A 21727-nucleotide genomic window follows, 5' to 3' on the forward strand; every position below is an offset into this window, starting at 1 on the left:
CATATAGAAATTAAATATTCTATTTTTTAAATTAAAAATGAGCTATATGAATTCATATAGCTCATTTCCTTTATTATAATTAAAATGAACTACAACTTAAAAATAGTAGTAATATAAAATAAATATTTCTCATAAAATTATGTAAAACAAAGGGCTGTAAAACAGCCCTTAATTAGTTTTGTTTTTTTATTATTGTATTGAATACGTGTAAGCTCTTGGATTACTTAAGTCTAAACTTACAAAGTAAGTACCAGCTGTTGCAACAGATAAGTTTGGTCCATCGTAGTTCATAGAACCATCTTGGTCGCTATCACCACCAATGTTGATTGTCCATGCATTGTTAGCTCTGAATTTAAATTCACCAGCAGTTAATGCCACAGTACCTTCCCATTTTTTAGTGGTAGCGTTGTATGTTAATGCTGTACTATTATCCCATCCTCCTGGAGTTGCAGCACCTACAATACCCCAATTTGTTAATGTTTCACTATATGTTAATGTAGTGGTATTTGCTTGAACTCTGTAGTATCCAGCTGTAGCTATACAGTCAGATTCTCCAGTAACTGCTAAAATACCAGCAAAAGAACCATTATCACCCCAATCTGTGTTTCCCCAGTTGTAATTACCAGCTGTATCAGGACCAACAAATTTATGTCCACCATCTAAATATACATATCCTTCATAATCTGTTAAACCAAAACCTGAAGCCGCAATTCTTGGTGCTGTACTAGGATTCCAACCTTGGTGGTTTCCTGGCACGGCTAATTTTGGTAATTCAGTAGTGTAAGGCGTAACTAAATATGTAATTTTACTTGAATATTTAGTCATTTCAGCATTTGTTCCAATTGTTGCTTTGATACGAATATCAACTCCGCCTTGAGTATATGGAGTTAAACCCGCGTCTACTACTGCGCCGTTCAAATCTTCTACGTTTACTGATGCAAAAGTATTGTTAGTTGATGTAACGTTAGTCACATTAGCAAAATTTGATCCAGCTAATGAAACTTGTACTGTATAATTTATTGCAGTTGGAGTTCCGAAATTTGCAGCTTCCCAAGTTAAACCTAATGCTGGATTAGTTGGATAATCTGGATTTAAAACTACACTACTACCTGAAGTTGGTGAAGTAATTCTAAAATCACCTGCTTCATTTACATACGCTAAGTTGCTTTCGTCTTCACAAGAAGTCATTGTAATAGCAACTAATATTGTCAAAATTGATTTAAAAATATTTTTCATAATTATTTATTTTATTTATTAATAACCTGTGTTTTGTGTTAAGTTTGAATTTGCTGATAAACTCAATGATGGAATAGGGAATACATTATAATGAGCTGGTAAAGCAATTCCATTAGAACCGTTACCTTTCCATACCCAGTTGTAGCTACCTCCAGCATATTTGTTAAAACGAACTAAATCTTGTCTTCTGTGTCCTTCCCAATGCAATTCTCTTGCACGTTCATCTAAGATAAAATCTAAAGTTAAATCAGTTGATGAGATATTTGCTGAAGTACCGTTGTTAGCGCGTTCTCTTAAATTATTTACATAAGTAACTGCTTGAGAAATAGTTGCGTTTCCAGCACCTCTTTTTGCACATTCAGCATACATTAAGTAAACATCTGCTAAACGGAATAAAGGGAAATCAGTATCTACAAACCCTTGGTTTACTCCTGCAGCACCTGTTGAAGTTTTATTTGAATATTTTGCTAATACAAACCCTTGATCTCTATCTGCAATAGTTGAAATTTCAATAGGTCTAGCGCCAGAAATGATTGTTTTTCTTTCGTCCGAATTAAATGATGATCCGTTGAATTTTTCAACAAATTGTTTTCTCAAACGTAAAGCACCACCCCAGCCACCTGAGCCAACACCCATAGCAGAACCATTTTGTTCAATTGAACCTACTTGGCCATTAATCATTACTGTTGTAGGACCGTAGTTTTGAGTTACGTTTCCATCAGATTGTAATGAAAAAATCATTTCAGTTGAAGTATGATTATCTGCAGTAAAGTTATGTAAGTAGTTCGCTTCTAGAGTATAACCGCCACCAATAACATTATTACACATAGTTACACATTGATCATATTTGTTTTGTCCAATATACACTTCAGCATTTAAATACATTTTAGCTAAAATCATCCATGCGAATGCTTTGTCTACTCTTCCGTATTCATTTGTTCTTGGTGCTTTTAAGTTTGGAACAATAGCATTCAATTCACTTTCAATGAATGTAAATAATTGTTGTCTGTTATATTCCGGACCTGCTTGTCCTACAATATCATTTTCAGTATTAAAAGCTGCTTTTCCAAACATATCCATTAAGTGGTAGTATGCTAATGCTCTTACCGCTCTTGCTTCGTTTCTGTAATCAGCAATATCAGCTAAAAGTTGAGAATTAGTAACACCACGATTACTTAATTTTTCAGAAGTTGTTTGTCTTAAATACTCATTACAAAAAGCAACTTGTGCCATTGATCTAGCAAACATTCCTAAAATTATTACATTGTTTGAAGTCCAAGTATTGCGTTGAATTTCAGCAACACCTGGGTCATTTTCATAACTCCAAATTACTTCATCCGTACTTAAGTTTTGTAAGTACCATAAACAACGGCCATATTGGCTTGTTCCTGCATCTAAACCTGAAATATTAGAAGAACCAGCTCCTGTTAATCCAGTTAATGATAAATTAGAATATACCCCTGCAATACCTTGTCTGTATGATTCAGGTGTACTAAAAAATGCTTCCGTTAAAAAGATGTCATCATCTTCTGGAATTACATTTAAGTCATCTGTACAAGAAGAAAATAGCATAGTGATTCCAAAGAATGCTATTAATTTTGCTTTAAAATTTTTCATATTAATTATTTTAAAATTTAACATTTACACCCAACAAAAATTGTTCTTGTCTTGGATAAATAGTGTTGTCAATTCCTCCAAATACTTCAGGATCTAACCCCGAATATTTTGTGAATAGTAAAAAGTTAGGATTTTGTAATCCAGCTGTAAATCTAATAGTAGATTTTCTTGTAGCTGTTTGTGGGAATGTGTATCCTAAAGTAATATTATCTACTCTTAAAAATGAAGCATCTTCTATATAGTAATCAGAAAAAATTACATTATTTCCTGAGCTTGTAAAGTTGCTATCAAATGTAGAACTTGGAACGTTAGCAATTGTACCTCCAACATCACTTAATAAAGTAGTGTAAGCATTTGCAGAATTCACGTTATTATAATTTTTATTTCCTAAACTAGCTCTCATATTGAAAGATAAATCAACATTTTTGTAACTCATACTAGATTGAAAACCTAATAAGGCAGCAGGGTCTGGATTATTAAAAATATATCTGTCATTTTCATTTACTATGTTATCTCCATTAATGTCTGCAAAAGCACCTTCAATAGGAGTACCATCTAAATTATATAATTGGTTGTAAACATAAAATGAATTTGGTGTCCAACCTTCGCTGAAAATTTGAATATTACCACCAGTACCACCACCAATACCTCCTACAGGAACATTGTTTCCTGCAGGTAAACTTTTAATTCTTCTTTCAAAAGTAGAAGCATTAAAGTTTACGTTCCATTTGAAATTAGTATCTCTAAAAATATCTGCATTTACATTAAATTCTATACCTTTAGTTGTAAAACTTCCTAGGTTTTGTGGTCCTTGATTAGAAAAGTTAGAACCGTCAGCAAATGGTGCATTACCGAATAATAAATCTTCAGATAATTTGTAAAATACATCTACACTTCCTGAAATTCTATTGTTCCAGAATCCGTAGTCAATACCTGCATTATAATTTGTAGTTTGTTCCCATTTTAATTGGTCATTAAAAGCTAATGGAGAACCTACGATAATTGGTGTGTTTCCGAAAGTATATTGAGAATCTGAATTACTAGTTTGATATCTTGGAATAAAGAAATCATTTACAAATAAATCTTGTTGTCCAGTAACACCCCAACCTGCACGTAATTTCAAGTCAGAAATTAAATTACTTTCTTTAAAGAAATCTTTGTTTACTTTCCAAGCAAAAGATGCGCCAGGAAAGTTACCATATTTTTCAGATTTTGGGAATCTTGATGAACCATCTTTTCTGTATGATAACGAGATAATATATTTATCACTCCAAGTAAAGTTAGTTCTTCCAAAGAAACCTAATAATACTAAATCTGGCGCTTTATAAGTATCTTCGTTTCTATTAGGATTGAAACTATTTCCAGAATTATATCTAGTTTGTTCAAATTTTTGATAAGAATAACCTGCCGTAGCATCTAAATCTAATTTACCGAATTTTTTTGCATAGTTTAAATATCCATCAAACAATTTGTTTGTTAAGTTGGAAGAATAAGACTCGTTAGAACCTAATTTATTAGATTGAACAGTTCCGTCTAAAATACTAAATGCTACAGAAGAATTTGCGTAAGTAGTATTTGTCCCTTTTCCTTCAGATTGATCCATACCTACATTAACTACGGCTCTTAATTCTGGTAAGAAATGAAATTTGTAGTCTACTTGAACATTTCCAAAAAATCTATTTACATTTGATAAACTACTATTTAATAATATGTTACCTACTGGATTTCTAGTTCCTCCTGAAGCCAATTGATTTGTTGTAGTATTCGGCGCTAAAAACTCAGTGTATCCACCCCAAGCAGAATTACCGCTTAAAACAGGTTTAGTAGGATCCATTCTTAAAGCAGCACCAATTGGTGTAGCTGCAAATTTGTTTTTCTCGTTTGAGTAATTTGCGTTAACATTTACTTTTAAGTGATTGTCTAAAAAACTTGGACTTAAAGCTAAACCTAAGTTGGTTCTGTTAAACTTGTCTGTTAAAACTAATCCTTCTTGATACGTATTACTTGCAGTTAATCGGGTAGGAATTTTGTTAAATAAACTTCCTCCTAAATTAATAGTATTAACTACATAATCTGTAGTTTTGTAAATTTCATCTTGCCAATCTGTATTTGAAAGTATTCTACCTTCTATTACTCCTGGTGTTGCTAAATTGTCTGTTAAAGTTGAATTTGGATCATCAATACCTAATTGATTTGTTAAATTAGGAAATTTAGATTCAATAGCATTAACAAATTCTGCAGCGTTTAAAACGTCAATTTTTCTTTTGTTTTGTCCTGAACCGTATTGAAAATTGTATTCAACACTTAACTTTTTACTCCCTTTTTTAGTTGTAATTAAGATTACACCATTTGAAGCTCTTGCTCCATAAATTGCAGTTGATGCTGCATCTTTTAATACAGTCATAGACTCAATTGTAGTTGGGTCAATTGTGGCTAAAAAGTTTCTTGAACCTGATGGAGTACCATCTGATGAATTTTGTAAAGGCAATCCATCAATAACAATTAAAGGTTCGTTATTAGCTGTTAATGAAGCTCCACCTCTAATTCTAATTGCAGATCCAGATCCTGGTCCACCACCAGTTGAAATTTGCACCCCAGCAACTCTACCATTTAATAAATTTTCAACAGTTGGTGTAGCACCTTTGTTAAAATCTTTAGCAGAAATTTGAGTTACAGCGCCAGTAGCGTCTTTTTTCTTAACCTTACCGTAACCTACTACAACTACCTCTTCAATTCCTTGGCCGTCTTGTTGTAAAGAAACTGAAATGTTTTGTTGATTTGTGTAAGCAATGGTTTCTGTTTTGAATCCCAAAAATGAGAAAGAAACATTGTCTCCTGATTTAACATTTTTCAAAGTAAATGTTCCATCAGAATTTGTGAACGTTCCATTTGTTGTTCCAGTAATTACTACTGAAACGCCAGACATAGCTTGATTGCTAGATGCGTCTGTTACTTTACCTGATAAGCTGTTTTGAGCCAAAACACTTAATGGTAAAACGAGCATAAAAAACAGTAATTTTTTTAGCATTGTTTTCATACATTTTGTTTAAATTAATAGTCAGTTTTTTGCTTATATATTCACTTCAAAGGTTAAATTTATGTAAAATTTTCATTAATCAAAATCTATTGAAATTTATTACGCAACGAAAACGTTTTCGTGTTGAAAACTTTATTATTTATGCATCTTTTTTACTGAAAATGAATAGGATAAATAATTTTTTTCGGATAAAAATTCCACTTTCGTAATTTCGAAAAAAAGTAGTCACTTTTCTACTTAAAATAAAAGAAGTATCTTGTAGCCGAAAATCAAATTTAATTCAAAATTATAATGAGAAGAAAAGTAACCTTAAAGCAAATTGCAAAAGAACTTGATATTTCTATTTCAACCGTCTCAAAATCATTACGAGACAGTCATGAAATTAGTGAAGAAACAAGACTGAAAGTCAAAGCGTTTGCAAAGTTGTATAATTATAAACCAAATAATATTGCATTAAGTTTAAAAAATAAGAAAACAAAAACCATTGGAATAATTATTCCAGAAATAGTGCATCATTTCTTTGCTACCGTAATTAGTGGAATAGAACATGTTGCCAATGAATTTGGCTATAATGTTATTGTGACGCTTTCGGACGAATCTTTTGATAAAGAAGTGATTAATCTTGAAATGTTGGCCAGCGGAAGTACGGATGGTTTTATCATGTCGCTTTCCAAAGAAACACAACTAAAAAAAGATTTTCACCATTTAGAAGAAGTCATTAACCAAGGCATGCCAGTGGTGCTTTTTGACCGCGTAACAAATGATGTTTTTTGCGATAAAGTAATTATTGACGATCAATTGGCAGCTTATAATGCAACTGAATTTTTTATCACAAATAAATATAAAAATATAGCCCTAATAACTACTGTTGACTATGTAAGTGTAGGAAAACTTCGTACAGAAGGCTATTTAAAAGCGTTGGCGGATTATGATGTATCAATTAATGATAAATTAATTATTAAAGTAGAAGACATAGACCATTGTCAGGATCAAATTATCGATTTAATTACAAATAATACAATTGATGCTGTTTTTGCAGTGAACGAACTATTTGCCGTAACAGCCATTAAAGCCATTAATAAAATTGGTTTAAAAGTGCCAGATGATATTGCAGTTATAGGGTTTACGGATGGAATTATTTCTCAATTTTCAACGCCAACAATTACTACGGTGAGTCAGAACGGAATTAAAATGGGTCAAAAAGCGGCAAAAATGCTAATTGAACGTCTTGAAAAAGAAGAAGATGACGAACAATACACTACAGAAATTATAGAAACCGAATTAATTTTTAGAGAATCTACGACAACGTAATAGTTTATATAACTAATTGAAAGTCAATATATTAAAAATTATTTTTTACTATATTCACTATTTTTTGAGGCAAATTTTTTAGATTATTTAAAATAATTTACTTTAATTTGTGTCAATCAAAGCTTATATTTCACTTCAAAAATTAAGTATAGTTTTGATAAGCACATAAAAAACGCTTATCGTAGTATTAATAACTAATTACGATAAATGGAAAAGCGTAAGTTACATTTCTGGGAAATTTGGAACATGAGTTTCGGATTCTTAGGGATACAGTTTGGTTTTGCCTTACAAGGCGGCTTCATGTCAAGAATTTTTCAAACCCTTGGTGCCGAAGTAGACGACATTCCAGGTCTCTGGGTTGCCGCACCTTTAACTGGTTTGTTGGTGCAGCCAATTGTTGGATATTTATCTGACAATACTTGGAGTCCAAAATTCGGAAGAAGAAAACCATTTTTTCTTATTGGAGCCATTTTAGCTTCTATTACTTTATTTTTTATGCCACATTCTCCTGCATTATGGATTGCAGCAGGCTTGTTATGGGTTTTAGATTCTTCTATAAATATTAGTATGGAACCTTTCCGTGCTTTAGTAGCTGATAAACTACCCGAATCACAGCGTTCAAACGGATTTGTGATTCAAACGTTAATCATCGGAATTGGAACCTGGATTGCCAGTAACTTACCGTGGTTAGTTAATAAATTAGGTGTAACTAATGAAGCAAAAGCAGGTGTTATTCCACAATCGGTAATTGTAGCTTTTTCTGTTGGCGCATTTGTGTTTTTTGCAAGTATTTTATATACTATATTTACTACAAAAGAAAATCCCCCAGAAGATTTAAATCAATTTCTTGCCGAAAAAAAAGAATCTCGCTTTGTTCCAGATTTACTAATTAGTTTGAAAGAAATGCCATCAACCATGAAAAAATTGGGATTAATTCAATTTTTTAGTTGGTTTGCATTTTTTACCATGTGGAGTTTATCCACACCAGCACTAACAGAACATGTTTTTCATTCTCCAAAACCAGATGTAAAAGAATTTGCGAAATTGGACGATAAAGGAGCTGTTCTAAAAAACAACAAAGAAGAAGTTGTTTTTCTAAGCACATTAAAAGAGCAAGAATATCAAGCAAAAGATAAAGTATACAATAATGCCGCCGATTTAGTAGGTTCTGCTACTGGTGTATATGGATTGTCTTCAATGGTTTTTGCCTTATTACTTACCTTTTATACGATGAAAAACAAAATAAATAGAAAATACATTCACATGGCTTCTTTGATTCTGGGTGGATTAGGATTTATTTACATGTTTTATGCCACACCAGAAACCTTAATGTATTCGTTTGTATTAATTGGTTTTTCATGGGGAAGTATTTTGTCGATGCCTTATGCTATGTTGTCAAGTTCAGTCAATCCAAATAAAATGGGAATGATGATGGGGCTTTTCAATATGTTTATTGTAATTCCACAAATTATTGCTGCACTTGGAGGAATCAATTATTTGTATAAATTAATTGGTGAAGCACACATTAATGCTATGCTTTTGGCTGGATTATTATTAATTATTGCAGGGTTATGTAATTTCTTTATTACAGATAAAAATGCAATTTCAGGTTAAACACACAGAATGAATAAAAAAGCATTTATATTCGATTTAGACGGCGTAATAGTTGACACCGCCAAATTTCATTTTTTGGCATGGAAAAAATTAGCCGATAGTTTGAATATTAATTTTACACACGAAATCAACGAACAACTAAAAGGCGTAAGTCGCGTGCGTTCGTTAGAAATTATTTTATCTCAAGGAAATGTGCAAGCGTCTCAAGAAGATAAAAACAATTGGTTGGTTCAAAAAAATGAAGACTATTTAGCATTTGTACATCAAATGGACAAATCTGAAATTTTACCTCGAGTAGAAGAAGTACTTCAGTTTTTAAAAACAAACAATCAATATGTTGTATTGGGTTCGGCAAGTAAAAATGCCCGACCAATTTTAGAAAAAGTAAACATTTTGCATTATTTTGATGTGCTTGTTGACGGAAATGATGTAACCAATGCCAAACCCGATCCAGAAGTTTTTCTGCAAGGGGCAAATCAAGTTCAGGTGGCTTATAAAGACGCTATTGTTTTTGAAGATTCAGCAGCTGGTATTCAAGCGGCAAATGTAGCTGGAATGACGAGTGTAGGTATTGGCGAGAAAGAAGTATTACACGAATCGGATTTTTGTTTTAGAGATTTTACAGAAATGAGTAACGATTTTATAATGCAATTAATTAACAAATAGAAATTGTCAAACTGACGAAAGAGAATTGACAAATTAGAAAGAAAATGAATCAGGATTATATCGTACCAAATAATTGGTCAATCATAGAAGAAGGATTTGAAGCGGATAGAGTAAAATCTTCCGAAAGTTTATTTAGTATTGGAAATGGTGCTATGGGGCAACGTGCCAATTTTGAAGAGCATTACTCAGGTGATACGTTTCAAGGTAGTTACATTGCTGGCGTATATTATCCAGATAAAACAAAAGTAGGCTGGTGGAAAAATGGCTATCCTGAATATTTTGCTAAAGTATTAAATGCACCAAATTGGATTGGTATTAATATAGAAGTTAATGGGGAAAATTTAGACTTAGCTACTTGTAAATCAGTTTCAAACTTCAGACGTGAATTGAATATGCAAGAAGGTTGGTACCAACGTTCGTTTCAAGCAGTACTTCAAAATGATGTAGCTATTTCAGTTGATGTTACTCGGTTTTTATCTTTAGATATTGACGAATTAGGAGCTATAAAATACCAAGTTACACCAATAAATACCGATGCCAAAGTAGTTTTTAAACCGTATTTAGATGCAGGTATTGAAAATGAAGATACCAATTGGGAAGAAAAATTCTGGGAAACCTTAGAAATTAAAAACGAAGAAAATAGCGCATTTATTGTGGCTCGAACTTTAAAAACAAAGTTTACAGTTGCCACTTATATGCAAAATCAAATTATAGTAAATAACGAAATTACCGATGTAAAACCTGTTGAGGTAACAAAAGAAGCTTCAAAAATTATGTTTTCTTATGAATTGGCTGCCACACAAGGACAAACAGTAAGTATACAAAAATTTGGTGGCTACACAATTTCTACCAATCATAAAGAAGAATACCTTATTTCTTCCGCAAAAAAAGTATTGCTTCAAGCGACTACTTTAGGCTATACTACTTTATTGGAAAATCAAAAACAAGCTTGGGCTAAAATTTGGGAAATGAGCGACATCACTATTGAAGGCGACACAAAAGCACAACAAGGTATTCGGTTCAATATTTTTCAATTAAATCAAACCTATTTAGGAAAAGACTCTCGTTTAAATATTGGTCCAAAAGGTTTCACAGGTGAAAAATATGGAGGTTCTACTTATTGGGATACCGAAGCATATTGCATCCCGTTTTATATGGCAACAAAAGATCAAAACGTTGCTCGTAGTTTATTAGAATACCGTTACAATCAATTGGATAAAGCCATCGAAAATGCTCAAAATAATTTAGGGTTTAAAAACGGTGCGGCACTCTATCCGATGGTAACTATGAATGGTGAAGAATGTCATAACGAATGGGAAATTACTTTTGAAGAAATTCACCGAAATGGCGCCATTGCATTTGCTATTTATAATTATTACCGTTTCACAGGTGATTACAGCTATATTCCTGAAAAAGGATTAGAAGTTTTAATCGGAATTGCTCGTTTTTGGCATCAAAGAGCTACTTTTTCAACAGACAAAAATCAATTTGTAATTTTAGGAGTAACAGGACCAAATGAATACGAAAATAACGTAAATAATAACTGGTATACCAATTATATCGCAAAATGGTGTATCAATTATACGTATGCTCAAATTGAAAAAGTAAAATCGGAATATTCTTCTGATTACGAAAGAATTATGAGCAAAGTAAACTTAAATGAGGCCGAATTACAATCTTGGAAAAATACCGCAGACAATATGTACTTCCCATTCTCGGAAGAACACGGTGTATTTTTACAACAAGATGGTTTCTTAGATAAAGAATTAGTAAAAGTTTCCGATTTAGACAAGTCACAACGACCAATTAACCAAAAATGGAGTTGGGACAGAATTTTACGTTCGCCATACATAAAACAAGCCGATACACTTCAAGGGTTTTATTTCTTTGAAGATAATTTTACCAAAGAACAATTAGAAAGACATTTCGATTTTTATGAACCATTTACAGTTCACGAAAGTTCACTTTCACCTTGTGTGCATTCTATTCAAGCAGCTGCTTTAGGAAGAATGGAGCAAGCATATACTTTTTATTTAAGAACCTCTCGTTTGGATTTAGATGATTATAATAAAGAAGTGCACGAAGGATTACACATTACATCTATGGCAGGAACTTGGATGAGTATTGTCGAAGGTTTCGGAGGAATGCGTGTAAAAAATAACCAATTGCACTTTGAACCAAGAATTCCAGAACAATGGAAAGGCTATTCGTTTAAAGTCAATTTTAGAAATGCTATCGTTAAAATAGAAGTAAACCATCAAGAGACCAAAGTTTCAGTTGAAGGAAATCAAAAAGTAGAAGTAATCATTAATGGCGCATCGCAATTAGTAAAAAATTAATAACATTCATTGTCATGCTGAACTTGTTTCAGTATCTAAAAACACTAATTATGAAAAATATTTTTTCGTTTATCCTTGTTTTAACAGCTATTTTTGGGGCTTCTGCCCAAGAATTTCAATCGCCAAATGGTAATTTTAAAATGTCGTTTTCACTTGGAAATGACGGTACACCTATGTATCAGCTTTTTTTTAAAAACAAAGAAGTAATTAAAAAAAGTAAATTAGGTTTAGAATTACAAAAGGATAAAAAGTCGTTAGTAAACGATTTTAAAGTGATTGATTCAAAAGAAAGCACGTTTAACGAAACTTGGAAAACAGTTTGGGGCGAAGAAACTCAAATTCAAAATCACTATAACGAATTAGCCATTACATTAAAACAAAATGAAACCGACAGAGAAATCATTATTCGTTTTCGTTTATTTAATGAAGGTTTAGGTTTCCGATACGAATTCCCACAGCAAAAAAACTTAATTTATTTCGTAATTAAAGAAGAAAGAACCGAGTTTGCCATGACTGGAAATCATACTGCATTTTGGATTCCAGGAGATTACGACACACAAGAATACGATTATACGGAAAGTAAATTATCTGAAATTAGAAGTTTATTTAGAGGTGCAGTTTCAGAAAATGCTTCACAAAAACAGTTTTCAGATACTGGCGTACAAACCTCATTAATGATGAAAACAGCTGACGGATTGTATATGAACATTCACGAAGCGGCCTTGATTAATTATTCGTGTATGCATTTGAATTTAGATGATAAGAATTTCGTTTTTCAATCGCACTTAACGCCAGATGCTAAAGGGAATAAAGGACATATTCAAGCACCAAGTGTTTCGCCTTGGCGAACCATTATCGTTAGTAATGATGCCAGAGAAGTTTTAGCATCAAGAATGACATTAAACTTAAACGAACCTTGTAAAATTGAAAATACTACTTGGATTAAACCTGTAAAATATGTTGGGGTTTGGTGGGAAATGATTACCGGAAAAAGCTCTTGGGCTTATACAGATGATTTGCCTTCTATTCAACTTGGTGTAACAGATTATACTAAAGTAAAGCAAAGTGCCAAACACGCGGCAAATACCAAACACGTAAAAGAATATATCGATTTTGCAGCATTACACGGTTTTGATGCCGTTTTAGTAGAAGGCTGGAACGAAGGTTGGGAAGACTGGTTTGGTCATGAAAAAGATTATGTTTTTGATTTTATTTCAGCGTATCCAGATTTTGATGTAAAAGGAATTCACGAATATGCAAAATCTAAAGGAATTAAAATGATTATGCATCACGAAACGTCTGGCGCTACAAGAAATTACGAACGCCATTTAGATGTAGCGTATCAATTTATGAAAGACAATGGATACAACGCTGTAAAAAGTGGTTATGTTGGAAATATTTTGCCTTTAGGTGAGCACCATTATAGTCAATCTATCTTAAATCATTACCAATATTGTATTGAAAAAGCGGTAGATTATGAAATTATGGTGAACGCACACGAAGCCGTTCGTCCCACAGGAATTTGCAGAACATATCCAAACTTAATTGGAAACGAATCCGCACGTGGAACAGAATTTCAAGCGTTTGGAGGTTCTAAAGCCAATCATACTACTGTTTTACCATTTACAAGATTAATGGGCGGTCCAATGGATTACACACCAGGAATTTTTGAAATGGATATTGCAAAATTAAATCCAGGAAATAATTCACATGTAAATACCACTTTAGCGAATCAATTGGGATTGTATGTGGTCATGTATAGTCCACTGCAAATGGCTGCTGATTTACCTGAAAATTATAACCGATTTTTAGACGCTTTTCAATTTATTAAAGATGTTCCAGTGGAATGGGCAACTTCAAAGTACTTAGAAGCAGAGCCAGGTTATTATATCACCACGGCTCGTAAAGATAAAAACTCAAATAATTGGTTTGTAGGAAACGTGAACGGAATAAACGCTAGAACGTCAACTATTTCTTTAGACTTTTTAGAAAAAGGTAAAAAATATGAGGCTACAATTTATGCAGATGCAAGCGATGCACATTACAAAACGAATCCGCAAGCGTATAAAATAACAAAACAAAAAGTGACGCATAAATCAAAACTAAAAATGGCAACTGCTCCAGGTGGCGGTTACGGAATTAGTATTGTTGAGGTAAAATAATAATTTCTTCTTTTTGTCATTCCGACGTAAGGAGGAATCTCATTAAGTGAATAAATAATTACATTATGAAAAAAATAATTTGCACATTAATAACATTAATAACACTTTCATTATCAGCACAAATTGATAAAGTAGAACCACCTTTTTGGTACGAGAACATGACAAACAATCAGGTTCAAGTTATGTTTTATGGTAAAAATATCGCTCAAAATACCGTAACAGTTTCAAACGGCGTAGTTATTACTCAGGTTCAAAAAACCGAAAATCCAAATTACGTTTTCGTAACGATTGATTTGAAAAATGTAACAGCACAAGAGTTGATGTTTACTTTCAAAAACGGTAAAAAATCATTTAATCAAGCATATTCGATTAAAAAAAGAAAGGAAAATTCGCGTAATCGTAAAAGTTTTGACTCTTCGGATATGATGTATTTAATTATGCCCGATCGTTTTGCAAACGGAAATCCAAACAACGATTCTTCATCAGAATTACAAGAAAAAGCTAATAGAAGTCTGCCTGGCGGAAGACATGGTGGAGACATTCAAGGTATCATAAATAATTTAGATTATTTGCAATCGCTTGGTGTAACAGCACTTTGGAGTACGCCGTTGTGTGAAGATAACGACAAAGGCTATTCGTATCATACGTATGGGCAATCAGATGTGTATAAAATTGATGCACGTTATGGATCAAATGAAGACTACGTGCGCCTTTCTTCAGAAATGAAAAAAAGAAATATGAAGTTAGTGAAAGATTATGTAACGAATCATTGGGGTGCTGAACATTGGATGTTTAAAGACATGCCAACTTACGATTGGTTTCATCAATTTCCTGGTTATAAACAAAGTAATTATCGCATGACCACGCAATATGACACAAATGCTTCTGCAATTGATGCAAAACTTTGTATGGATGGCTGGTTTGTGCCAAGTATGCCCGATTTGAATCAATCAAATCCTTTAGTATTAAATTATTTGACTCAAAATGCGATTTGGTGGATTGAATATGCTGATTTAGATGGTTTTCGAGTAGATACCTATTCGTATAACGATAAAGCAGGCATTGCAAAATGGACCAAAGCCATAACCGATGAATATCCGTATTTTAATATCGTTGGAGAAGTTTGGATGCACGATCAAGCACAAATTTCGTATTGGCAAAAAGACAGTCCAATTGCTAAAATTCAAAGTTATAATTCGTATTTACCAAGTGTAATGGATTTTACTATGCATGATGTTTTTGGAAATGTTTTTAACGAAGACAACACAAATTGGAACGATGGAATGTTTAAATTTTACGAAAATTTTGTGAATGATTTCCTATACGACAACCCAAATAATTTATTAATTTTTGCAGAAAATCACGATACCAACCGTTTCAATTATATTTATAAAAACGATTTAAATAAATATAAAATGGCGATGACTATTTTAGCTACGATGCGAGGGATTCCTCAATTGTATTATGGCTCAGAAATTGGTATGGCGGGTGATAAAGGCAAAGGTGATGCAGATATTCGTCAGGATTTTCCTGGTGGTTGGACTTCAGATAAAAACAATGCTTTTATAGCTTCAGGAAGAACAGCAGAACAAGCTAAGTATTTTGATTTCACTGCTAAAGTTTTCAATTGGAGAAAATCAAAATCAATAATTCATAACGGAAAATTAATGCATTATCTTCCAGATAATAACGTGTATGTTTATTTTCGTTACAACGACAACGAAAGCGTAATGGTTGTGGTTAATAATAGTAAAGACAAACAAATAGTAAAACTAGAAAGATTTAAAGAAAGTTTGGCTTCGTATTCAAGTGGAAAAGACATTATTTCTGATGCTAATTTCGATTTAAAATCAGAACTTTCAATTGAAGGAAAATCGAGTTTAATTTTAGAATTAAAAAAATAAGAATCATATGAGATTTTGGTTTTTAATAGCGTTTAGTTGTATGTGTTTTTCACAAGAATATATAAAAATTATTGATTTACAAAATAACAACGATTTTGTAGGACAAATAAAACGTATTGAAAACTTCCCATCAAAATATGTCGCTACCAGAACGGTGGATATTTGGTTGCCAAAAGCGTATTCCGAAACGAAAAAGTACCAAGTGTTATATATGCACGATGGGCAAATGCTTTTTGACGGGAAAACCACTTGGAACAAACAAGAATGGGGTGTAGATGAAAAAATAGATTCATTAACCCAAAAGAAAGCCATTAAAGAAGTCATTGTGGTTGCTGTTTGGAATATTCCAACCATTCGCCATTTAAATTATTTTCCACAGAAAGCAATTGATTTTTTAAGTGATGCAGATAAAAAGTTAGTCATAGATGAAGCAAAAAAAATCAATTTAGATATCACTCAAATTTCATCGGATAACTATTTAAAGTTTTTAGTTTCCGAAGTAAAGCCATTTATTGATTCTCATTTTTCAGTGAAAACCGATAAAAAAAATACCGCCATTATGGGTTCCAGTATGGGTGGGTTAATTTCTATGTATGCGCTTTGCGAATATCCAGATGTTTTCGGGAAAGCCGCTTGTTTGTCTACCCATTGGATTGGTTTAAAAAACGTTGAAAACAATCCAATTCCAAATGCTTTTTTCAACTATTTAAAGGCTAAATTACCCAATTCAAAAACACATAAAATTTATTTTGATTTTGGCACAAAAACCTTAGATGCGGAATATGTAAGGTATGAAAATAACGTCAATGACATATTAAAAGCTAAAGGATTTGATGCAACAAATTCTAAAAATTTAAAATTTGAAAACGCCGATCATACAGAAAATTCTTGGAACAAACGTTTAGAAATACCTTTACAATTTTTATTTAAATAGTTATGAAAAAATTAGCAATATTGGCAGTATTTGCCTTAAGTTTTACAAATAGTTATGCGCAAAATACATCTGATTTAACAAACGAAAAATTAGAAAACGCAGTTATTTATGAAGTAAATATTCGTCAATATTCACCTGAAGGCTCGTTTAATGCTTTCACCAAAGACATTCCAAATTTGAAACAATTAGGTATAAAAGTCATTTGGATCATGCCAATTTTTCCAATTTCGCAAACGAAAAGAAAAGCAACTGGTGGCGATGATAGTAAATTTGCATCAGAAATGCCAGCAGCAGAACAACATAAATATTTAGGAAGTTACTATGCGGTTTCTGATTTTAAGAAAGTAAATCCAGAATTTGGAACACTTGAAGATTTTAGAAATTTAGTAAAAACCGCTCATGAAAATGGTATTTATGTGATTTTAGATTGGGTGCCAAATCACACGGGTTGGGATCACGTATGGATTAAAGAACATCCAGAATATTATACAAAAAATGAAAAAGGGGAAATTATCGATCCAATCAATCCAGAAACAGGAAAAACTTGGGGATGGACAGATGTTGCGGATTTAAATTACGACAATCAAAACCTTAGAAAAGAAATGACTGCTGATATGAAATATTGGCTTCAAAAAGAAGGCATTGATGGTTTTAGATGCGATGTAGCCGGAAATGTTCCTGCCGATTTTTGGCAAAAAGCCATTCCAGAATTACGTGCTGTAAAAAACATCTTTATGTTAGCAGAAGCATGGGAACCAGAATTATTAAAAGATAATCTGTTTGATATGGCGTATGCTTGGGACGGACATCATACCAGTAATAAAATCGCACAAGGAAAAGATAATGTAACTGCTTTTGATACTTACATTACGGGTAAAAATAAGAAATACGAAGCCAATGATATTTTAATGAATTTTGTTGACAATCATGATGAAAACTCATGGAACGGAACCATTCAATCTCGATTAGGTGCTGCCGAAGAAGCCATGACGGCTTTAACGTATGTTATGCCTGGAATGCCTTTAGTTTATAGTGGTAATGAATATGGATTGAAACACAGTTTAAAGTTTTTCGAGAAAGATTCAATTCCAAAAACAAAAGGAAAAGAATGGGAATTACGAGCAAAATTAGGTCAATTAAAAAATGAAAATCCAGCATTAAATGGTGGAAAAAATCCAGCATCATATAAGCGTATTAAAACAAATGACGACACAAAAATTTTAGCGTTTGAACGTGAAAAAGACGGAAAAAAAGTCATCTATATTGCCAATTTATCGAATCAAACTATTGAAACAAAAATTCAATTAAAAGGCGATTTTACCGATTATATGTCTGGTAACAAAATACAATTTAGATCAGATGCACCAATTGGACTTAAAGCTTGGCAATATTTAATTTTAACGAATAAACTCTAAATTAAAACATCATGAAAAAATTTTTATATCTAATTACACTTTTTTTCATTCAAGTAAGTTGGTCTCAAATTATTATTACGCCAAACCCTTTTAGTATAAATTCGGGAACAATAACAATAACTTATGGTTCTGCTGGCAATTATTCGCTTTTTGACCCAATTAGCGATCCAAATTTGTATATTTACACAGGTTTAGAAACAGATGGTATTACAGCAACTTGGGATTATCATGACGTTTGGACGAATTTAACTACGTTAACTCCTTTAACATGGAATAGTGCTGCTAACGCATATGTGGCAACACTTAATATTGGAACCAGAAATTATTTTAGCGAAGCTACATCATCGATTACTTCACTCCCTAGTGGAACTACCGCAAATAACTGGTTTTTTATTATTAGAAATTTAGATGGAACTAGACAATCTACAGATTTATTAGGAGCTAATTTTGGCTTTGTTCCGGCAATTTTACAAACAGATTCATTTTTGTCTTCAAATGAAGTGATAATTTCAAACGGAAAAATTCAATCGGAATATTTGGAAACATTACAAGTTGAAATTTTTGGAATTGATGGAAAACAAATTGAAAAATTTAACTTAGAGGCTCAAACTACAAAAAACTTAAACTTATTGACTAAAGGAATTTATTTTGCTAAAATTACTAATAAAAATAAATTTAAAACCATTAAATTTATTTATTAAATGAATGCATTACCAGCGTTTTTAAAAGCCAAAAAATATAAAAAAATAAAATTTAAGTTTTTAAAAACACAACATTTACTAATTAAAGTAAAAGTAAATGGAGTAGCTGGAAATTTCATTTTAGACACAGGTGCATCGAATACTTGTATAGGTTTTGAATGTATTGAAAAATATAATTTAAACGCGGTGCATCATACGAATGTTGCCGCAAGTGCTAGTTCAACAACAATACCTACCAAAATAGCAAAAGACAATTGTCTTCAACTTGGTTCTTGGAAGCAATTGTCTTCTGTTTTTATACTTTTCGATTTATCTCACGTAAATGAAGCCTTATCCCAACAAAAAATAAAACCTGTCGACGGCATTATTGGTGCCGATGTGTTACTTAAAGGAAACGCTATAATTGATTATCCAAATCAGTATTTGTATTTGAAGTAGCGATTAATCGTTGTTTTTTAAACGAATAAAAAGCAATAATCGCGCTAAATAACATTAAAATTCCGCCCAAAACAAATGGAGCGCCAGGAAAATGAACCGCTGCATTTTTATTAGTAAAATTATAAAACACATTACTCATTAATGGCGGACCAATAATAGAAGTCACACTCATTAAACTGGTTAAGGTGCCTTGAATTTCGCCTTGTTCATTAGCAGGAACATTTTCTGTAATTACAGATTGTAAAGCGGGGCCAGAAATTCCGCCTAAACAATACGGAATTAAGAAGGTAAACATCATCCAGCTTTCTGTAGCGATGGCGAATAAAAACATCCCTAAAGTATATAACACTAAGCCGTAAATAATGCTTTTTTCATTTCCGATTTTCGGATTGATCCATCGGATTAAACCACCTTGTACAATTCCAACAAGTAAGCCAATGATTCCTAATGAAATTCCAACCATTTTTTCGTCCCATTTAAATTGGTACATGGTAAAGTAACTCCAATTGCTATGTACGGCGTGCGAACCAATATAAACCAATATAATGGATATAAATAAGCCAAATATTTTAGGGTATTTTTTTAAATTTATGATGGCACGAATTGGGTTGGTTTTGCTCCAATCTAAATCTCTTCGGTTTTCCTTTGGTAACGATTCAGGTAATACGAAATAACCATATAAAAAGTTAATGAAACACAAAACAGCTGCGGCATAAAATGGAACTCTTGCACCAAATTGCCCTAATAAACCACCAATTACGGGTCCGATGATAAACCCAATTCCGAAGGCAGCACCAATCATTCCAAAGTTTTTAGCTCGGTTTTCAGGTGTGCTAATATCGGCAATATAAGCGGTTGCTGTTGTAATACTCGCACCAGTTATTCCTGCAATAATTCTTCCAATAAATAAAAAAGTTATGGTAGGAGCAAAGGCTAAAAATAAATAATCCAATGAAAAACCTAAAAGTGAAAATAAAATGATGGGGCGTCGCCCATATTTATCACTTAAATTTCCAATTAGCGGCGACAATAAAAACTGAGTAAATGCATACGCAAATAGCAACCAACCTCCAATTTTAGATGCTTCACTTAAATCGCCGTGAATTAATTCTTGAATCAATTTTGGGATTACTGGAATAATAATTCCCCAACCCGTAATGTCAATTACTAAGGTTAAAAATATAAAACCAATCGCTGCTTTTTTCTCTGTTTTCTTCATAAAAACAAAGAAACAAAAAAAATCCCAAACTCTATTGAATTTGGGATTTCATATACTGGCAAACCTAACAGGTTTCAAAAACCTGTTAGGTTTTATATAATTATTTGATAAAAATTTTACTTTTGAAAGTAAATCATTGCGGCATCTAAAATTGTTTTCTTCATTGCAACAACACTTTCAATTCCTTTTACTTCATATTTTATTCCGTTAATTTCAAGTGAATAATTATTTCTTGAATTTAATATTTTACAAATAATTTTTTTGTTATTATCATCAACTAAAATATTAAAACTATTTTTTTGATCTCTATAGGTTATTCTATCTGCATCAATTTCTTTTCTATGGATTAGAATTGTTTTAATAGTGTGATAAATTTTTAACTCTTCGGCAGTCGTTATAATTAAACTTCCGTTTTTAGATTCTTCTTCAATTACTTTTTTAAGAGCATTTTGAATTGTATTTGAATTAATTTGTTCGCGAATTTTCAATTTAATTTGATCTGTCATTCTTTTACCATTCATTCTATTAAAAATAGCTTTGATAAAATCATCTGATGGATCATATAATTCATTGGCAAAAGCATTTGAAAAACCTTGAAGAAAATAAAAATCAGTTGCTTCTTCTAATAACTCTTTAATATCAATATTATTTTTATGTAGTTTTGATAAATTATCAATTAATGAATCATTGATTTCATTAAAGTTAAATACTAAAAAGGGATTCACATTTAGACTTGTTTCTTTGTTTGCTTCATCAGCACTATAAACTCTCCATTCTATTCCATTAGTTAGTATTCCTAATTTACAACTTGGTGTATTAATAAAATATCCGTTCAACTGCCAAGCTTCTTTATCAGTTAATGATTTGCCATATTTTTTACATTCGACAATTATTTCAGGATTTTTACCTTTAACTAATAATCCAATATCTGCTTTATCATTTTTTTGACCCCATCCTGCATTAATTTCAGTTAGCATATCATCCATTCTACTATAACCCAAAATCTCAATAATTGGCTCTATAAGATATTGTCGTGTTTGAGCTTCATTCGTGCATTTTTCTTCAAGTTTGCTGAAATCAATTTTAGCAAGAGATTTTTTAATAACGTTTGCTATTTGTTTGTTAATTGGCATA

General features: G+C 32.1%; 15 protein-coding genes. 10 read left to right on the forward strand and 5 right to left on the reverse strand.

Annotation, left to right across the window (positions count from 1 at the left end):
* Positions 1 to 189 precede the first annotated feature (189 nt).
* The 3 genes from ACIQ16_RS07150 to ACIQ16_RS07160 are packed head-to-tail and all read right to left on the reverse strand — an operon-like array spanning position 190 to position 5890.
* Positions 190 to 1236: a SusE domain-containing protein gene (locus tag ACIQ16_RS07150; protein WP_396150044.1), complete on the reverse strand. Its 1047-nt coding sequence runs from the start codon at positions 1234 to 1236 to the stop codon at positions 190 to 192.
* Positions 1237 to 1254: 18 nt separating this feature from the next.
* On the reverse strand, positions 1255 to 2853 hold the full coding sequence (locus tag ACIQ16_RS07155; protein WP_396150046.1) for a RagB/SusD family nutrient uptake outer membrane protein: 1599 nt from the start codon (positions 2851 to 2853) through the stop codon (positions 1255 to 1257).
* Positions 2854 to 2863: 10 nt separating this feature from the next.
* A complete protein-coding gene (locus ACIQ16_RS07160; protein ID WP_396150048.1) occupies positions 2864 to 5890 on the reverse strand; it encodes a SusC/RagA family TonB-linked outer membrane protein in 3027 nt (1008 codons plus the stop codon).
* 291 nt (positions 5891 to 6181) lie between these two features.
* Here ACIQ16_RS07160 and ACIQ16_RS07165 point away from each other — a divergent pair, with 291 nt between their 5' ends.
* From ACIQ16_RS07165 to ACIQ16_RS07210, 10 genes are all read left to right on the forward strand, one after another.
* On the forward strand, positions 6182 to 7201 hold the full coding sequence (locus ACIQ16_RS07165; protein WP_396150050.1) for a LacI family DNA-binding transcriptional regulator: 1020 nt from the start codon (positions 6182 to 6184) through the stop codon (positions 7199 to 7201).
* Positions 7202 to 7408: 207 nt separating this feature from the next.
* The gene (locus ACIQ16_RS07170) at positions 7409 to 8815 is read left to right on the forward strand and encodes an MFS transporter (protein WP_396150052.1); all 1407 of its coding nucleotides are present in this window, start codon (positions 7409 to 7411) and stop codon (positions 8813 to 8815) included.
* Between the two features lie 9 nt (positions 8816 to 8824).
* Entirely contained in the window at positions 8825 to 9481 is a 657-nt protein-coding gene (gene pgmB / locus ACIQ16_RS07175) for a beta-phosphoglucomutase (protein WP_396150054.1), read from the forward strand.
* 44 nt (positions 9482 to 9525) lie between these two features.
* Positions 9526 to 11820: a glycoside hydrolase family 65 protein gene (locus tag ACIQ16_RS07180; RefSeq protein ID WP_396150056.1), complete on the forward strand. Its 2295-nt coding sequence runs from the start codon at positions 9526 to 9528 to the stop codon at positions 11818 to 11820.
* 50 nt (positions 11821 to 11870) lie between these two features.
* Complete coding sequence (locus ACIQ16_RS07185) at positions 11871 to 13982, forward strand: glycoside hydrolase family 97 protein (RefSeq protein ID WP_396150058.1); 2112 nt, start codon at positions 11871 to 11873, stop codon at positions 13980 to 13982.
* A 65-nt stretch (positions 13983 to 14047) separates the two neighbouring features.
* On the forward strand, positions 14048 to 15886 hold the full coding sequence (locus tag ACIQ16_RS07190; RefSeq protein WP_396150060.1) for a glycoside hydrolase family 13 protein: 1839 nt from the start codon (positions 14048 to 14050) through the stop codon (positions 15884 to 15886).
* A gap of 7 nt (positions 15887 to 15893) precedes the next feature.
* The gene (locus tag ACIQ16_RS07195; RefSeq protein ID WP_396150062.1) at positions 15894 to 16820 is read left to right on the forward strand and encodes an alpha/beta hydrolase; all 927 of its coding nucleotides are present in this window, start codon (positions 15894 to 15896) and stop codon (positions 16818 to 16820) included.
* Between the two features lie 2 nt (positions 16821 to 16822).
* Positions 16823 to 18235, forward strand: coding sequence for an alpha-amylase family glycosyl hydrolase (locus tag ACIQ16_RS07200; protein ID WP_396150065.1), 1413 nt, complete (start codon positions 16823 to 16825; stop codon positions 18233 to 18235).
* An 11-nt stretch (positions 18236 to 18246) separates the two neighbouring features.
* The gene (locus tag ACIQ16_RS07205; RefSeq protein ID WP_396150068.1) at positions 18247 to 18936 is read left to right on the forward strand and encodes a T9SS type A sorting domain-containing protein; all 690 of its coding nucleotides are present in this window, start codon (positions 18247 to 18249) and stop codon (positions 18934 to 18936) included.
* Entirely contained in the window at positions 18937 to 19374 is a 438-nt protein-coding gene (locus tag ACIQ16_RS07210; RefSeq protein ID WP_396150070.1) for a retropepsin-like aspartic protease, read from the forward strand. It begins immediately after the preceding gene.
* Here ACIQ16_RS07210 and ACIQ16_RS07215 read toward each other — a convergent pair.
* Both ACIQ16_RS07215 and ACIQ16_RS07220 read right to left on the reverse strand, forming a co-directional pair.
* Entirely contained in the window at positions 19334 to 20593 is a 1260-nt protein-coding gene (locus ACIQ16_RS07215) for a TCR/Tet family MFS transporter (RefSeq protein ID WP_396150072.1), read from the reverse strand. The two genes, ACIQ16_RS07210 and ACIQ16_RS07215, sit on opposite strands and share 41 nt — an antisense overlap.
* A 116-nt stretch (positions 20594 to 20709) precedes the next feature.
* On the reverse strand, positions 20710 to 21726 hold the full coding sequence (locus ACIQ16_RS07220) for a type I restriction enzyme HsdR N-terminal domain-containing protein (RefSeq protein WP_396150074.1): 1017 nt from the start codon (positions 21724 to 21726) through the stop codon (positions 20710 to 20712).
* Position 21727: the final 1 nt, after the last annotated feature.

The sequence above is a fragment of the Flavobacterium sp. genome (genome assembly GCF_044360715.1).
Classification (GTDB): domain Bacteria; phylum Bacteroidota; class Bacteroidia; order Flavobacteriales; family Flavobacteriaceae; genus Flavobacterium.

Excerpts from the sequence above, each read along its gene's own strand:
- ACIQ16_RS07185 (WP_396150058.1), top strand. The coding sequence starts at position 11,871 with ATGAAAAATATTTTTTCGTTTATCCTTGTTTTAACAGCTATTTTTGGG.
- ACIQ16_RS07160 (WP_396150048.1), bottom strand. The coding sequence starts at position 5,890 with ATGAAAACAATGCTAAAAAAATTACTGTTTTTTATGCTCGTTTTACCA.
- ACIQ16_RS07190 (WP_396150060.1), top strand. The coding sequence starts at position 14,048 with ATGAAAAAAATAATTTGCACATTAATAACATTAATAACACTTTCATTA.
- ACIQ16_RS07210 (WP_396150070.1), top strand. The coding sequence starts at position 18,937 with ATGAATGCATTACCAGCGTTTTTAAAAGCCAAAAAATATAAAAAAATA.
- ACIQ16_RS07165 (WP_396150050.1), top strand. The coding sequence starts at position 6,182 with ATGAGAAGAAAAGTAACCTTAAAGCAAATTGCAAAAGAACTTGATATT.
- ACIQ16_RS07200 (WP_396150065.1), top strand. The coding sequence starts at position 16,823 with ATGAAAAAATTAGCAATATTGGCAGTATTTGCCTTAAGTTTTACAAAT.
- ACIQ16_RS07205 (WP_396150068.1), top strand. The coding sequence starts at position 18,247 with ATGAAAAAATTTTTATATCTAATTACACTTTTTTTCATTCAAGTAAGT.
- ACIQ16_RS07215 (WP_396150072.1), bottom strand. The coding sequence starts at position 20,593 with ATGAAGAAAACAGAGAAAAAAGCAGCGATTGGTTTTATATTTTTAACC.
- ACIQ16_RS07150 (WP_396150044.1), bottom strand. The coding sequence starts at position 1,236 with ATGAAAAATATTTTTAAATCAATTTTGACAATATTAGTTGCTATTACA.
- ACIQ16_RS07220 (WP_396150074.1), bottom strand. The coding sequence starts at position 21,726 with ATGCCAATTAACAAACAAATAGCAAACGTTATTAAAAAATCTCTTGCT.
- ACIQ16_RS07195 (WP_396150062.1), top strand. The coding sequence starts at position 15,894 with ATGAGATTTTGGTTTTTAATAGCGTTTAGTTGTATGTGTTTTTCACAA.
- ACIQ16_RS07155 (WP_396150046.1), bottom strand. The coding sequence starts at position 2,853 with ATGAAAAATTTTAAAGCAAAATTAATAGCATTCTTTGGAATCACTATG.
- pgmB (WP_396150054.1), top strand. The coding sequence starts at position 8,825 with ATGAATAAAAAAGCATTTATATTCGATTTAGACGGCGTAATAGTTGAC.
- ACIQ16_RS07180 (WP_396150056.1), top strand. The coding sequence starts at position 9,526 with ATGAATCAGGATTATATCGTACCAAATAATTGGTCAATCATAGAAGAA.
- ACIQ16_RS07170 (WP_396150052.1), top strand. The coding sequence starts at position 7,409 with ATGGAAAAGCGTAAGTTACATTTCTGGGAAATTTGGAACATGAGTTTC.